This is a genomic window from Methylobacterium indicum (assembly GCF_001043895.1).
Taxonomy (GTDB): domain Bacteria; phylum Pseudomonadota; class Alphaproteobacteria; order Rhizobiales; family Beijerinckiaceae; genus Methylobacterium; species Methylobacterium indicum.
In genome coordinates, this window is record NZ_JTHF01000130.1 from 1 (window position 1) to 13,872 (window position 13,872).

Genomic DNA, 13,872 nt, shown 5'->3' on the forward strand with positions numbered 1-13,872 from the left:
GTTCCGGGCCGGCGCGAGGAGGTCATCCACGCGCCGGCCCGGAACCGGGACGAGCCGGTCCACGTCTATGCCGTCGACCGCGACGGCTTCACTCCGCCGTCAGGCACAGCTCGAACGTGATGCAGGCGGCGTTGGCGCCGCGGCGCAGGATGCCCTCGTGGATGCCGCCCGCGACATCCACCACCGCGATGTCGAGCCGCGCCACCCCGTCGCGCACGGTCCCGTCGCGGATCAGCACCTCGCTGGCATCGGTCGGGATCACCCGGCCGTCGGCGAAGGTGGGCCGCACGATGCTGCCGATGCCGCGCACCCGCGCGGCCGAGAGCCCGTGCGTCCGGCACGCCGCGTCGATGGCCGCGTGGATCTCCTCGTTCGGCTGGATCTTCAGGAGGACGCAGCCGGCCTGCCCGTCACCGGCGGGGACGGGGGTGAACAGCGAGAAATTGGTCTCGGCATCCGGCAGGACCCGCCAGGCCGCGTCCGCCGTCCCCCAGGCCTCGGCCCGGACCGCCTCCGCGACCACGACCTCCGCCGGCAGCAGGTGGCCGGCGCGGCGGCGGCCGTCCGGCTCGATCCAGGTGCCGTGGACGTGCAGGAACGGCGCGCCGTCCCGCGCGCCGAAGGTGGCGCTCGCGCGCTCCAGCACGGTCGTGCCGCCGGGCCGGTACGTCTCGCTGTAATAGGCGGCGAAACGCGGATCGGCCGAGAGCGCCGGCATCACGTAGGCGAAGGGAGAGAATCCCCCGCCCGTGAGATGCACCACGCCGCCCCGCATGCCGGCCGCGACGAGCGGTCCGGCAACGGCGTCGAGAAGCGTCCGACCCGGCGCCAGATCGACGACGTGGTGGAGGAGAGGACCGCCGGCGGCGAGCCAGCGCTCGGGCCGGGCCGGGCCCGGCTGCGCCAGGGCGGCGAAGCCGGGATGCATCGGGCTCGCGTCGCTCACCCCTGCGCCCTCTCGCCGAGGAGGCCGGCGGCTTCCAGTTCCTCCCGCACCATCTTCTTGGTGATCTTGCCGTAGCCGGATTTCGGCAGCGACTCGCGCAGGATGACCCGGCGGGGCAGCTTGTAGCGGGCGACCTTGTCGAACAGGAACGCCATCACGTCCTCCTCGGAGAGCGCCATGCCCTCGCGAGGGACGCAGACCGCGATGCCGATCTCGCCCCAGGTCGGGTCCGGCACGCCGAGCACCGCCGTCTCCGCCACCGCCGGATGGGCGAGAATCTTCTCCTCGATCTCCCGGGGATAGATGTTCGAGCCGCCCGAGATGTACATGTCGGAGGCCCGTCCCGTGATGTACAGGAAGCGCTCGGCATCGAGGTAGCCGAGGTCGCCGGTGCGGAACCAGCCGTCACGAAAGGCCTCCGCATTGGCCTTCGGGTTCTCCCAGTAGCCGGCGAACACGGCGGGGCCGCAGACGCAGATCTCGCCGGTCTCGCCCGGGCCGACCTCGCGGCCCTCGCCGTCCTGGATCTGCACCTGCATCCCGGTGCGCTCGAAGCCGCAGGTGCCGATCTTCACCGCCGGCCCGTCCTCCGCCTCGTGCAGGGCGGGGGGCAGCACCGTGATGTTGCCGGTCACCTCGCCGAGACCGAAATACTGCACGATCACCTTGCCGAGGCTGCGCAGGGCCCGCTTCTGGTCCTCGCGGTACATCGGGGCGCCGGCATAGATGATGTAGCGCAGGGACGAATGGTCGTTGGCGTCGACCGCCGGGTGCTCGACCATCATCTTCAGGATCGTCGGCACGGTGAACATGTTGGTGACGCGGTGGCGCGCCACCAGCCCCCAGACCTCCGCTGCGTCGAAACGCTCGGAGCCCGGCAGGACCGAGGTCACCGCGCGGGCGACCTGCGCCACCGCGTGCACCCCGGCCCCGTGCGAGAGCGGCGCCACGACCAGCGAGGCGTCGGTCTCCGCGGCCGTGCCGGGCATCAGGTCGCAGAGGTGGTTGGTGACGACGAAGGCCATCTGGCCGTGGGTCAGCACCGCGGCTTTCGGCTTGCCGGTGGTGCCGGAGGTGTAGAAGAACCAGCACGGGTCGTCGTGCTCGACGCCCTCGTCGGCGATTCTCTGCCCCTCGCCGGAGGCCACCACGGCCTCGTAGGCCTCGCCCTCGGCCGGTCCCTCGCCGATGACGACGACGTGGCGCAGCGACGGGCAGGCCTCCCGCACCGCCGCGACGTGCTCGGGATAGTCGGCGTGGCACAGGAAGGCGGTCGCGCCCGACTGGCTCGCGAGGTACGACACGTCGCCCGGCATCAGCCGGAAATTCGTCGGCACGAACACGGCGCCGAGCCGGAACGCCGCGTACATGATCTCCAGGATGGCGTTGCCGTTGCGGGCATGCACCAGCAGGCGGTCGCCCTTGGCGATCCCGCGGGCCCGGAGCGCCGCCGCCAGGGCCGAGACCCGGGCGTCGAAGGCGCGCCACGTCCAGCTCCGCTCGCCCCACACGATGGCGGGGCGGTCCGGGTGACGCGCGGCGGCCTGGGTGAGCGAATGGGCGAGGTTCATCACCCGGCGCGACATCGGCCTCATCGGGCAGCCCTCCGGCTCTTGGTGGTCACGCGGCCTGTCCTCCCTGGTGGCGCCGGGCTTCGGCCCGTGCGCGTCGCGCCAGCTTACGACGCACCATGCGGGAAGCGGAAGCGCGGAGGGCGCATGCGCCCCGCTAGGAGGCGCGCGACTTGAAGCTGAGGCGGTGGTGGCGGGTCACGCCGAGGCTCGCCATCGCGGCCCGGTGCGCGGCGGTGCCGTAGCCGACGTTGCGCTCCCAGGCATAGGCCGGGTGGCGCCGGGCGAGCGCCCGCATCAGACGGTCGCGCACCACCTTGGCGACGATGGAACTGGCGGCGATCTGGGGCACCAGCCGGTCGCCCCCGACGTAAGCCCGGCAGGGCAGGGGCAGGCCGGGGGGGACGTCGCGCCCGTCCACCGCCACCGTCGCGTCGATGCCGAGCCGCATCACCGCCCGGCGCATCGCGTCGAGGGTGGCGGCGCGCACGTTGATCCGGTCGATCAGGTCGCGGGAGCCGCCGGCGAGCGCGACGCGCCCGGCCTCCATGATCCGCGGCGCCAGACGCTCGCGGGTGGGAGCGTCGAGGCGCTTGCTGTCGTCCAGGGCCTCGAGCAGGTCGGGGGGCAGGGCGGCGGGGTCGAAATGCACCGCCGCCACGATCACCGGGCCGCAGAGCGCGCCGCGGCCGACCTCGTCGCAGCCGATGAGGACGGGATAGCGGGCGGCGTGGCGGGCATCGAACGGGCGCATGCGCGAGGTCTGCGGCAATCGTGGTTACGAAATCCCTCCCGGGACCGGGAGACCCGTATCCGGCACCCTACGCCATGGGACACACGCCGAGCGGCGTTTTCGTGGTAGCTCCGGCGCGCCGAGAGGCGGGCTCGATCGTACTCCTACCGGACACCGCTTCGAGGTCTTTGATTGTGCCGCATTGTCTGCCGACGAACCGGTCCCCGCGTCGTCGGCAGACAGTGCCCGAGACGAGGAGGATTCATGACCACGCCGCCGCGGCAGAACCGTTTCCTGGCGCTCGCGCTGCCGATCGGGCTCCTGGCCGGAACCCTGGCGATCGGGTTCTGGACCCTCGACCACATCCGCGTCACCCGCGCCCGCGCGCTCGCCGCGCAGATGTGGATGCAGCCTTAGGGCCGGTGCCGGCGAGGCCCTGCGCAAAAAAGGGACCGCGCTCCGAGGAGGCGGCCCTGAAGTCGTTTGGGTCTCGAAACCTCAGGAGGTTGCCCCGCCCGCCGCCGCCATGGCGGCCGACGGACCGGGCCGAGAGGTCGGCACCGTCTTGCGCGCGCTTCGAGGCCGGCGCAGGGCGTGATTCGGGCATTTCCGTGACCGAACGGGCCGCCCGGAGCGGGTTTTTCACCCCGCTCCGGCGCGATACCGGCCCTGTGTCGCCCCGGCGCAACCCTTGCGGCAGGGTTTTGGGACTCCCATCATGGCGTGAGGCGGGCCGTGCGCCGGCTCACCACCCGTCGCCCGATCTGATCCTCGTGGCCTGGCCGCGCGGATCGCCCCGGCGGGCGAATCACCCTGACAGGCAGGAGAAGCGATGAGCGAGGGAGAGACTGCCGATAGCCGGAGCGCCGGTTCTCAGTCCGGTGCGCATGTCGTGCCCTTCCCCCGGGCCGTGCCGCCGCAGGTGTCGTTCCATCGCGACGAGTTGCGGATCATCCTGAACCTCTACGGCCGCATGGTCGCCGAGGGGGAATGGCGGGACTACACGATGGACTTCAACCGCGAGAAGGCGGTGTTCGCCATCCACCGCCGCACCTCGGAGCGGCCGCTCTACCGCATCGAGAAGGACCCACGCCTCGCCCGCCGCCAGGGCGCCTACGCGGTGATCGCCGATACCGGGCGCATCCTGAAGCGCGGGCACGACCTCGCCCAGGTGCTGCGGGTGCTAGAGAAGCCGCTGCGGGTGGTGTGAGCCGAACCCCGCGAATCGTCGAAAACCGCCGATGACGGCATCGCGGCGATCCCGGTCGCGGCGATCTCGAGCGATCCCGCGAACCGCCCCTTAACGCTCCCGCGCGCCGGACGGTCCTTCACCCTCCGGCAATCATCTTTGCCAACCGGAACGACAGGTTTCCCGGCGGATTGTCGCTTGGCTGAATAAGGTCACGCTCGAGGACCGCAGGGATGCACAAGCAGAGTGGATGGGCCGCGGCGGCGTTCGTCGCGGCGATGCTGGCGGCCGGACCGGCCGCGGCGCGGGAACTGGTCGCCTTCGACGCGGCGGCGGTGGAAGCCGGCACGGTGGTGGTGCGCACGGCCGAGCGGCGGCTCTACTTCGTCAACGGCGACGGGACGGCGATCCGCTATCCCGTCGCGGTCGGCAAGGCCGGCAAGCAATGGACCGGCTACGCCCGCATCGACGGAAAGTACCTGCGGCCGGCCTGGTCGCCGCCCGACGAGGTGAAGCGGGACAATCCCCGCCTGCCGGAGGTGATCGCCGGCGGCTCGCCGAGCAACCCGATGGGCGTGGCGGCGCTGACCCTCGACCGGGGCGAGTACGCGATCCACGGCACCAACCGGCCCGGCTCGATCGGCACCTTCGCGTCCTACGGCTGCATCCGGATGTACAACCAGGATGTCGCCGACCTGTACGGCCGCGTCCAGGTCGGGACCACCGTGGTGGTGACGCGCTGAGGCGGCTCAGCCCTCGCGCCCGTGCACCTGCGCGGGCGGCGAGGTCGCCTCGACGGCGGTGAAGCTCTCGAGGATGCGGTAGGTGTGCTCGGCGCCCGCCGGCACCAGCCAGGAATCGCCGGGCTCCAGCCGCACGGTCTGGCCCTCGACCACCAGCTCGGCCCTTCCGGACACGACGTAGCCGACGGTCTCGTAGTCGCGGGCCGCGCTCGGCTTGTCGTCGGTCGGCGGCTCGTCGACCCACAGCCGCATCGCGACGTGCTTGCCGGAGGCGAGGTAGCGCTGGCCGTCCGGCCCCTGCGGCGATTGCCCGCCGGACACCTTCTTGATCGTCGTGTCGCCCATGGTCCTGCTCCTGTCGGGGACGCTTCGCGACCCCAACGGAACGGAAGGGGCGGCGTTCCCGCCCCGCGCACTCAGCGCAGGGTCGCGGCGATCGCCCGCTGGATGCCGCGGATATCGGCGCCGCGCTTGAGGGTACGGGTGATCGGGTCGGGCCGGCCCGAGACCCAGATCGTCAGCTCCGAATCCATGTCGAAGCTGCCGGCATTCTCGACCGAGAACGAGGTGATCGCCCGGTACGGCACCGTGAGGTAGGAGACCTTGCGGCCGGTCACGCCCTGCTTGTCGACCAGGATCAACCGCCGGTCGGTGAAGACCATCAGGTCGCGGATCACCCGGAAGGCGACCTGCACGGTCTCGCCCGGGACCAGCATCCCGTCGAGTTCCTGCGCCACCGCCTCCGGCGCCGCGTCGCTGCCATGGCCGAGCAGGCCGTCGAGCAAGCCCATCGTCGCGTCTCCTCGAACGATCCGGTCAGAAGTCCGACGCCAGGCCCTTCACCTCCCAGTCGTCGTAGCGCACCGGCTCCAGGCCGCCGCGCCCGTTGATCTCGCGCTCGCTGCGGATCTCGGCGGCGTGGGCGTCGATCGCCGCGCGGCGCGCTTCGGCCTCCGCCAGGGCGCGCTGCGCGGCCGGCGACAGGACCTTGGCCTCGCTCGCGACCGGCTCGGGGGAAGGGGCCTCGCTGTCGCTCATCGGTCGGTTCTCGCAGGTTCGAAAGGGACGGCGGCCGGGTCCGGGGCCGTCGCGGCGCTTGCATCTCGGGCGGCCGGATGCCAACCCCGGCCCAAAGGCCGCGTCGTTCCCCGGAGGTGGAGGGCACGGGCGGCAGCGTCAAGGCCGGGAGAGGGGCGACAGCCCGCCCCGGCGCGGTGGAGTGAGGATGGACGGAGTGAACAACGCGGTCGCCGGATTGCCGGCGCGGCACCTCGCCTGGGACATCGTGGCGGACCTCATCGGCAAGAACCGCGGTACCGCGCTCGACGACGCGATCGAGCCGGCGGCCCAGCGCGCCGCCCTGCCGCCCCAGGATGCGGGGCTCGCCCGCGCCATCGCCGCCGCCACGTTCCGGCATTTCGGGGTGATCCGCCACGCGCTGCACGCGCGCCTGGCCAAGGGCCTGCCGGAGGACCAGCCGGGCCTCGTGGCCCTGCTCGCCACCGGCGCGGCGCAGATCCTCTACCTCAACGTCCAGGACCACGCCGCCGTCGACCTCTCGGTGCGCCTCGCCAAGTCCGAGCCCGGCCTGCAGCACCTCGCTGGCCTCGCCAACGCGGTCCTGCGCCGGATCGCCCGCGAGCGCGACGCGATCCGCCAGGAGGGCGACGCCGAGCCGCTGCGCCTCAACACGCCCGCCTGGCTGGCCAGGCGCTGGGTCGCCGCCTACGGTGAGGAGACAGCTCGGGCGATCGCCGCCGCCAATGCCCGCGGGGCCGGGCTCGACCTGACGCTGCGCCCCGGCATGCCGGTTCCCGAGGGGCTCGTCGGCCGGCGCCTGCCCGGCGCCGGCAGCCTGCGCCTCGACGATGCCCGCACGCCCGTGCCGGAGCTGCCGGGCTTCGCCGAGGGCGCCTTCTGGGTCCAGGACGCCGCCGCGGCCTTGCCGGCCCACCTCCTCGGCGTGCGGCCGGGCGAGCAGGTCGCCGACCTCTGTGCCGCCCCAGGCGGCAAGACCGCCCAGCTCGCCGCCGCCGGTGCCGAGGTGCTGGCGGTCGACCGCTCGGCGGCGCGCCTGCGCCGCCTGACGGAGAACCTCGCCCGCCTCGGCCTGAGCGCGGAGGTCCTGGCGGCCGACGCCCTGACGCTGTCGGAGGCCCGGCTCTTCGACGCGGTGCTGCTCGATGCGCCGTGCAGCGCCACCGGCACCCTGCGCCGCCACCCCGACGTCGCCTGGGGCAAGCGCGAGGACGACCTCCTGCGCCTCGTCGCGCTCCAGCGCCGGCTCCTCGACAAGGCCGCCCGGCTCGTCCGTCCGGGCGGGCGCCTCGTCTACTGCACCTGCTCGCTGGAGCCGGAGGAGGGCGAGGCCCAGGCCGAGGCGTTCCTCAAGCGCAACCCGGCCTTCGCGCGTCGCCCGGTCACCGCCGAGGAGGCGGGCGATTCCGCTCTCGTCTCGGCGAGCGGCGACCTGCGCACCCTGCCGTCGCACTGGCCCGGCGAGGACGGCGACGGCCCGCGCAGCCGCGGCGGCCTCGACGGGTTCTACGCCGTCCGCCTGGAGCGCCGGGACGCGTGAGGGCCCGGACGCGGCGGCCCGACCGGAATCCCTGTTCACGGCGCGACTCGGCGGTTTGACCCCACGATGATCCTTGACCATTCCTTGACGGGGGCCGGCGCCGCGGGGCGGCGGCCGGGCAGGAGGTGGCGTGGGTTGGGGGCCTGACCGCTGGCGGTTCTACCGGCTCGTCGGGCGCGCCGCCGGGCGTTCCCTGCGCCGCGCCGCGGTGCGCGCGACCTCGCGTCCCTCAGGGCTGACGCGGCTGCGCCCGACCGGCCTCGTGATCGCGCCGCAGGATCTGCGCACCAGCGACGCCACCATCGCGGCCGACATCTATGCCGGCCTGTTCGTGTTCGCCGGCCGGGCGCTCGCCACCGGCGGGCGCTCGCCGTTCGATTTCGCGCCGCCCTCGCCCGAATGGGGCGAGCAGCTCTACGGCTTCGGCTGGCTGCGCCACCTGCGCGCCGCCGAGAGCGCGCTCTCCCGCTCGAACGCCCGCGCCTTCGTGCAGGATTTCATGGCCGGCCGCGGCGACCGCGACCTGGCCGAGCGCCCGGCCGTGGTGGCGCGTCGGCTGATCTCCCTGCTCAGCCAGTCGCCCCTGGTGCTGGAGGGCGCCGACCACGCCTTCTACCAGGCCTTCCTGCGCCAGATCGGCCGCTGCACCCACGCCCTCGACCGGGCGCTGCGCCGCGGCATCCTGCCTGGCGACCGGCTGCTGGCCGCCGTGGCGCTCGCCTATGCGGGCCTGTGCTGCGAGGGGTTCGATCCGGTCCTGCGCCGGGGCACGCGGCTCCTCCACCGCGAGCTGACCCGCCAGATCCTGCCCGATGGCGGCCATCGCAGCCGCGATCCGGGCTTCGCCAAGGACCTCCTCCTCGACCTGCTGCCCCTGCGCCAGAGCTTCCTGAGCCGCGACATCGCCCCGCCGGAGGCGCTGCTCAACGCCGTCGACCGGATGCTGCCGCTCCTGCGGCTGCTGCGCCACGGCGACGCCTCGCTCGGGCACCACAACGGCATGGGGGCGACCGCCGCCGACCAGCTCGCGACCCTGCTGGTCTATGACGGGGCGCTGGCCCGGCCGCTGATGCATGCGCCCCATTCGGGCTATTCCCGCCTGGAGGGCGGGGGCGGCACCCTCGTGGTCGCCGATGTCGGGCCCGCGCCGCCGCCGGCCTTCTCGGCCCGGGCGGGTGCCGGCTGCCTGTCGTTCGAGCTGTCCTGCGGGCCGCAGCGGCTGGTGGTCAATTGCGGCATGCCGGCCACCGGCGAGGAGCTGCGCGAGCTCGCCCGCACCACGGCCGCCCATTCGACCGCCTGTCTCGCCGACAGTTCCTCCTGCCGTTTCCTCGGCATGAAGCAGGCGGGGCTGATCCACCCCCTGGCCGCCTGGCTCAAGGCCCGGATGGGCTCGATCGTCGTGCGCGGGCCCGGCGAGGTCACGGTCGAGCGCGGCACCGACGCGGCGGGCGTCGACGTGCTGGCCGCCCGGCACGACGGCTACGCCCCGGTGCTGGGCCTGCTGCACGAGCGGCGCTGGCGCCTCCACCCCGACGGCGCCCTGCTGGAGGGCCATGACGGGTTCGTGCGCGCCAGCGGTGCCCACGAGGCGAAGGTACGCCGCGAGCCCGTCGAGGCGGCGATCCGCTTCCATCTCCACCCGAGCGTGCGGGCGAGCCGGGAGGGGCGCGGCGTGCGTCTCGCCGGGGCCGGGGCGCCGTGGCTGTTCGAGGCCGACGAGATCGACCCGGTGATCGAGGAGAGCGTGTTCTTCGCCGCCCTCAACGGCGCCCGCCGCACCGAGCAGATCGTGCTCCACCTCACGGTCGGCGACGGCACCCGCGTGGCCTGGCGCTTCCGGAGGCTGGCCGGATAGGCCCGCAGGCCGAGAGAAAATTCCGCACGCCCCCCGTTTGGGGGTTGCAGGGCCCCGAATCAGCAACACTCGGATACAGGAGCGTGCTAGGGTCGAACGCCGAATCGAGGTCGGGCAGGGCGCGGTGGGATGAAGCTGGACGCGCCGACCCTCGTGACCGTGACCATCTTCGTGATGGTGGTGATGGGCGGGCTCTATCTCCTGTCGTGGTCGCAGGCCCGCCGGACCCTGGCCCTCGGCTTCCTGGGCGCCGCCCAGATCGTCGGCGCGGCCGCTGTCGTGCTGTTCGGCCTGCGCGGCCACATCCCGGACTGGATCTCGATCGGCTTCGCCAACGCCGCGATGCTGCTGGCCTTCGGGCTGATCTGGGCCGGCGCCCGCTCGTTCGAGGGACGCCGGGTCACCGGCTGGCAAACCGGTGCGGGCGCCGCACTCTGGCTCGCCGCCTGCCTGGTGCCGCCGTTCTACGCCTCGCTGGGTGCGCGGGTGATCCTGGCCTCGGCGGTGGCCGGGCTGTACTGCGCGCTCGCCGCCCGCACCCTGTGGCACCATCGCGGCGAGCGGCTGCCGTCGCGGGCTCCGGCGGCGATCCTCCTCGCCAGCGAGGGGCTGATGGCCTGGGCGCGGATCCCCGCCACCCTCGTCCTGCCGGCGCCGCTGGTCGGCACGCCGACCGATCCGTTCTGGGTCGCCGTCCTGTGCTTCATCGCCCTGCTCTACACGGTGGCGGTCGCGGTCCTGTTCATGGCGATGGCCAAGGAGCGGCTCGAGGCGGAGCAGCGCCATGCCGCCGAGACCGACCCGCTCACCGGCATCGCCAACCGCCGGGCGCTCGCGGGCGAGGCCCGCCGCATCCTGGCCGCCGGACCCGCCGCCCTGCTGCTGTTCGACCTCGACCACTTCAAGCGGGTCAACGACACCTTCGGGCACGCGGTCGGCGACGCGGTGCTGGTCGGCTTCTGCGCCGCCGCCCGCCAGGTCCTGCCCGTCGGTGCCGCGTTCGGGCGTCTCGGCGGGGAGGAATTCGCCTGCCTCCTGCCCGGAGCCGGCCCGGGCGTGGCCGCCTCCATCGCCGAGACCGTCCGTCACGCCGTCGCGGGGATGCGCCCGGACATCGTGCCGGGCCTCGCCGTCACGGTCAGCGTCGGCGTCGCCAGGAGCCTCGGCGTCGCCAGGAGCCTCGGCGTCGCCAAGAGCGCCGGCGACACCGCCTCCGGCGACTTCGAGGCCCTGCTCGCGCTGGCCGACCGGGCGCTCTACGAAGCGAAGGCGCAGGGCCGCGACCGCGTGGTGGTCGCCGGGCCGGGCCTGCGGCAGGTGGCCTGACGCCGCGACCTGCCGGCCGCGCGCACCCGCCCGGCATCGACCCGGCTTGTCGTCGCCTGGTCGGATCCTAAGACACCCCTTCATCCCATAAGAGTCCGGGCGCACGTCGCCCGGCCGACGGACGAGGGCGCGACCCATGGATTATCGCCAGTTCGGACGCTCCGGCCTCAAGGTCCCGGTCTTGAGCCTCGGCACCGGGACCTTCGGGGGCAGCAACGAGTTCTTCCAGCGCTGGGGCCAGACCGACGTCGCCGAGGCGAGCCGGATGGTCGATCTCTGCCTCGACGCCGGGGTCAACTTCTTCGACACCGCCGATATCTATTCCCAGGGCGCCTCCGAGGAGATCCTGGGCCAGGCGCTGAAGGGCAAGCGCGACCGGGCACTGATCTCGACGAAGGCGACCTTCCCGACGGGCGAGGGCCCCAACGACAAGGGTTCCTCGCGCTACCACCTGGTGCGCGCCTGCGAGGCCAGCCTGAAGCGCCTCGGCACCGACCACATCGACGTCTACTTCATGCACGGCTTCGACGCGCTCACCCCCGTCGACGAGACCCTGCGGGCCCTCGACGATCTCGTCCGCGCGGGCAAGATCGGCTATGTCGGCGCCTCGAACTTTTCCGGCTGGCAGCTGATGAAGGCGCTCGCGACCTCCGAGCGCTACGGGCTCGCCCGCTACGTCGCCTATCAGGGCTACTACTCGCTCGTCGGCCGGCACTACGAGTGGGAGCTGATGCCCCTCGGCCTCGACCAGGGCGTCGCCCTGATGGTCTGGAGCCCGCTCGGCTGGGGCCGGCTCACCGGCAAGATCCGCCGCGGCGCCAATACCAGCGGGCGCATCGCCTCGGGCGGGGCCGAGGGAGGACCGCCGGTGGCCGACGAGGCCCTGTTCCGCATCGTCGACATCCTCGACGAGGTGGCGGCCGAGACCGGGCGCAGCGTGGCGCAGGTGGCGCTCAACTGGCTCCTCTCGCGCCCGACGGTCGCCAACATCGTGGTTGGCGCCCGCAACGAGGAGCAGCTGAAGCAGAATCTCGGCGCCGTCGGATGGACGCTCGATCCGGCCCAGATCGCCCGCCTCGACGCGGCGAGCCAGGAGACGCCGATCTATCCCTACTGGCACCAGAAGGGGTTCGACGAGCGCAACCCGAAGCCGACGACCTGGTAGTTTTCCGGCCGGTGCCGGCCTTCAGATAAGGGTGGGTTGCCGGCCTCGTCCGTCGCGCGGCCGCGCAGCCTGGAGTAGATTGCCCGGATGGACGATCCCGGCTCGGTCGAGCCGGGGCCGGGCGGCGGGACCGTTCGCGCCCGCCCCGAGGTGCATGATGGCGCATGCCGGCCTTCACGATCCCGTTCTCGTCGGCCTGTCGGTCGCGATCGCGATGCTGGCCGCCTTCGTCGCCCTCGATCTCGCAGACCGGATGAAGGCCGCGTCCGGATGGGCGCGGCGAGCTTGGCTGATGGCGGCCGCCCTGGTGCTCGGCGGCGGCGTCTGGTCGATGCACTTCGTGGCGATGCTGGCCTTCCGGCTCCCGGGCATCGAGATCACCTACGATTTCGGGCTCACGCTTCTGTCCCTCGCCCTGCCGGTCGCCGTGACGGCCTTCGGCCTCTCGATCGCCAAAGGATCCGGCGCCGAAGGATTGGGCGGCGAGGGGGCGGACGGGACGCGGCCTCGGACGGCCCGCATCGCGCTCGCGGGCCTCGTCACCGGGCTCGGCATCGTCACGATGCACTATACCGGCATGGCGGCGATGCATCTGCCGGGCGTCCTCCACTACGATCCGGCCTGGGTCGCCGGCTCCGTCGTGGTGGCGGTCGTGGCCGCGACGGCGGCGATCCGGCTGGCGCTCGCCGAGAGCGGCGTCGGTCTGCGCGTCGCCGCCGCCATGGTCATGGGCCTCGCCATCGCGGGGATGCACTTCTCCGGCATGCAGGGGCTGACGGTCGCGCATCACGCCGCCGTGATTCCGTCGGCCGCCGAGACGGGGTTCGGCCAGGCCCGCCTCGCGGTCGGCGTCACGGTGGTGACCGTCCTGGTCCTCGTCCTCGCGCTCTCGGCCGCCGCCATCGACCGGCGCTTCTCCCAGAACGCGTCGCGGGAGGCGGCGGCCCTGCGCGCCAGCGAGGAGCGCTACCGCCTGCTGCTCCAGAGCGTGACCGACTACGCGATCTACATGCTCGACCGCGACGGGGTGGTGGCGAACTGGAATGCCGGCGCCCGCCGGATCAAGGGCTACGAGGCCGAGGAGATCGTCGGCACCCACTTCTCGTGCTTCTACACCGAGGAGGACCGGGCGCGGAACGTGCCGGCCCGGGCGCTCGCCACCGCACTCGCGGAGGGCAAGTTCGCGGCCGAGGGCTGGCGCCTGCGCCGCGACGGCACCCGATTCTGGGCCAGCGTCGTCATCGATCCGATCCGCGGCGAGGACGGAGCGCATGTCGGCTTCGCCAAGGTGACCCGCGACATCACCGAGCGCCGCCGCGCCGAGGAGGCGTTGGCGCAGGCGCAGGGAGCCCTGGCCCAGGCCCAGAAGATGGAGGCGGTGGGCCAGCTCACCGGCGGCGTCGCCCACGACTTCAACAATTTGCTGATGGCGGTGCTGGGCAGCCTCGAACTCCTGCGCAAGCGCCTGCCCGACGACCCGCGTCTGCTGCGCCTGCTCGACAACGCCGTCCAGGGTGCCGAGCGCGGCGCGGCGCTGACGCAGCGCATGCTCGCCTTCGCCCGGCGCCAGGACCTGAAGCCCGAGCCGGTCGACCTCGCCCGGCTGGTGCGCGGGATGGCCGACCTCCTGCAGCGCTCGATCGGGCCGGGCATGCGGATCGAGACGCGCTTCCCCGCGCGGCTGCCGCCCGCCCTGGTCGATGCCCACCAGCTCGAACTCGCCCTCCTCAACCTGGTGGTGAATGCCCGCGACGCGATGCCGG

The 13,872-nt window shown here is 73.1% G+C and carries 14 protein-coding genes; 8 read left to right on the forward strand and 6 right to left on the reverse strand.

The window, feature by feature from the left end; genetic code table 11:
- Positions 1–88 precede the first annotated feature (88 nt).
- The 3 genes from QR78_RS16200 to QR78_RS16210 all read right to left on the reverse strand — a co-directional run bounded on the left by QR78_RS16200 (position 89) and on the right by QR78_RS16210 (position 3,271).
- Positions 89–946, reverse strand: a complete 858-nt coding sequence (locus QR78_RS16200; protein WP_244276543.1) for a PCC domain-containing protein — start codon at positions 944–946, stop codon at positions 89–91.
- Positions 943–2,541, reverse strand: a complete 1,599-nt coding sequence (locus tag QR78_RS16205; protein ID WP_048428583.1) for an acyl-CoA synthetase — start codon at positions 2,539–2,541, stop codon at positions 943–945. The genes QR78_RS16200 and QR78_RS16205 overlap by 4 nt, the downstream gene beginning before the upstream one ends.
- 133 nt (positions 2,542–2,674) lie before the next feature.
- Positions 2,675–3,271: a ribonuclease HII gene (locus QR78_RS16210; RefSeq protein WP_048428584.1), complete on the reverse strand. Its 597-nt coding sequence runs from the start codon at positions 3,269–3,271 to the stop codon at positions 2,675–2,677.
- A 243-nt stretch (positions 3,272–3,514) separates the two neighbouring features.
- On the opposite strand from QR78_RS16210, the gene QR78_RS34975 reads away from it, so the two are divergent.
- The 3 genes from QR78_RS34975 (at position 3,515) to QR78_RS16220 (ending at position 5,182) form a co-directional block, all read left to right on the forward strand.
- The gene (locus QR78_RS34975; RefSeq protein WP_158004049.1) at positions 3,515–3,667 is read left to right on the forward strand and encodes a hypothetical protein; all 153 of its coding nucleotides are present in this window, start codon (positions 3,515–3,517) and stop codon (positions 3,665–3,667) included.
- A 415-nt stretch (positions 3,668–4,082) separates the two neighbouring features.
- A complete protein-coding gene (locus QR78_RS16215) occupies positions 4,083–4,460 on the forward strand; it encodes a DUF2794 domain-containing protein (RefSeq protein WP_048428585.1) in 378 nt (125 codons plus the stop codon).
- 212 nt (positions 4,461–4,672) lie between these two features.
- Positions 4,673–5,182 (forward strand): L,D-transpeptidase, encoded by a 510-nt coding sequence (locus QR78_RS16220; protein WP_048428586.1) that lies wholly within the window; start codon positions 4,673–4,675, stop codon positions 5,180–5,182.
- Positions 5,183–5,188: 6 nt separating this feature from the next.
- Here the strand turns inward: QR78_RS16220 and QR78_RS16225 are convergent, their stop codons facing one another.
- The 3 genes from QR78_RS16225 to QR78_RS16235 form a co-directional block, all read right to left on the reverse strand.
- Positions 5,189–5,527, reverse strand: a complete 339-nt coding sequence (locus QR78_RS16225) for a cupin domain-containing protein (protein ID WP_048428587.1) — start codon at positions 5,525–5,527, stop codon at positions 5,189–5,191.
- Positions 5,528–5,598: 71 nt separating this feature from the next.
- Positions 5,599–5,973 (reverse strand): PH domain-containing protein, encoded by a 375-nt coding sequence (locus QR78_RS16230; protein ID WP_048428588.1) that lies wholly within the window; start codon positions 5,971–5,973, stop codon positions 5,599–5,601.
- Between the two features lie 25 nt (positions 5,974–5,998).
- Positions 5,999–6,220, reverse strand: a complete 222-nt coding sequence (locus QR78_RS16235; RefSeq protein WP_048428589.1) for a DUF1674 domain-containing protein — start codon at positions 6,218–6,220, stop codon at positions 5,999–6,001.
- A gap of 187 nt (positions 6,221–6,407) precedes the next feature.
- On the opposite strand from QR78_RS16235, the gene QR78_RS16240 reads away from it, so the two are divergent.
- The 5 genes from QR78_RS16240 to QR78_RS16260 all read left to right on the forward strand — a co-directional run.
- Positions 6,408–7,760 (forward strand): RsmB/NOP family class I SAM-dependent RNA methyltransferase, encoded by a 1,353-nt coding sequence (locus tag QR78_RS16240; RefSeq protein ID WP_048428590.1) that lies wholly within the window; start codon positions 6,408–6,410, stop codon positions 7,758–7,760.
- Between the two features lie 130 nt (positions 7,761–7,890).
- Positions 7,891–9,618, forward strand: a complete 1,728-nt coding sequence (locus QR78_RS16245; protein ID WP_048428591.1) for a heparinase II/III family protein — start codon at positions 7,891–7,893, stop codon at positions 9,616–9,618.
- 129 nt (positions 9,619–9,747) lie between these two features.
- Positions 9,748–10,944: a GGDEF domain-containing protein gene (locus tag QR78_RS16250; RefSeq protein ID WP_048428592.1), complete on the forward strand. Its 1,197-nt coding sequence runs from the start codon at positions 9,748–9,750 to the stop codon at positions 10,942–10,944.
- Positions 10,945–11,080: 136 nt separating this feature from the next.
- Positions 11,081–12,109, forward strand: a complete 1,029-nt coding sequence (locus QR78_RS16255; protein WP_048428593.1) for an aldo/keto reductase — start codon at positions 11,081–11,083, stop codon at positions 12,107–12,109.
- A gap of 157 nt (positions 12,110–12,266) precedes the next feature.
- The coding region (locus QR78_RS16260) for an MHYT domain-containing protein (protein WP_048428594.1) at positions 12,267–13,872 on the forward strand (1,606 nt) is incomplete at its 3' end.

Bases quoted from the DNA above. Each gene is read 5' to 3' on its own strand.
- QR78_RS16220 (WP_048428586.1), top strand. From the start codon at position 4,673: ATGCACAAGCAGAGTGGATGGGCCGCGGCGGCGTTCGTCGCGGCGATG.
- QR78_RS16255 (WP_048428593.1), top strand. From the start codon at position 11,081: ATGGATTATCGCCAGTTCGGACGCTCCGGCCTCAAGGTCCCGGTCTTG.
- QR78_RS16225 (WP_048428587.1), bottom strand. From the start codon at position 5,527: ATGGGCGACACGACGATCAAGAAGGTGTCCGGCGGGCAATCGCCGCAG.
- QR78_RS16230 (WP_048428588.1), bottom strand. From the start codon at position 5,973: ATGGGCTTGCTCGACGGCCTGCTCGGCCATGGCAGCGACGCGGCGCCG.
- QR78_RS34975 (WP_158004049.1), top strand. From the start codon at position 3,515: ATGACCACGCCGCCGCGGCAGAACCGTTTCCTGGCGCTCGCGCTGCCG.
- QR78_RS16235 (WP_048428589.1), bottom strand. From the start codon at position 6,220: ATGAGCGACAGCGAGGCCCCTTCCCCCGAGCCGGTCGCGAGCGAGGCC.
- QR78_RS16250 (WP_048428592.1), top strand. From the start codon at position 9,748: ATGAAGCTGGACGCGCCGACCCTCGTGACCGTGACCATCTTCGTGATG.
- QR78_RS16215 (WP_048428585.1), top strand. From the start codon at position 4,083: ATGAGCGAGGGAGAGACTGCCGATAGCCGGAGCGCCGGTTCTCAGTCC.
- QR78_RS16210 (WP_048428584.1), bottom strand. From the start codon at position 3,271: ATGCGCCCGTTCGATGCCCGCCACGCCGCCCGCTATCCCGTCCTCATC.
- QR78_RS16240 (WP_048428590.1), top strand. From the start codon at position 6,408: ATGGACGGAGTGAACAACGCGGTCGCCGGATTGCCGGCGCGGCACCTC.
- QR78_RS16205 (WP_048428583.1), bottom strand. From the start codon at position 2,541: ATGAGGCCGATGTCGCGCCGGGTGATGAACCTCGCCCATTCGCTCACC.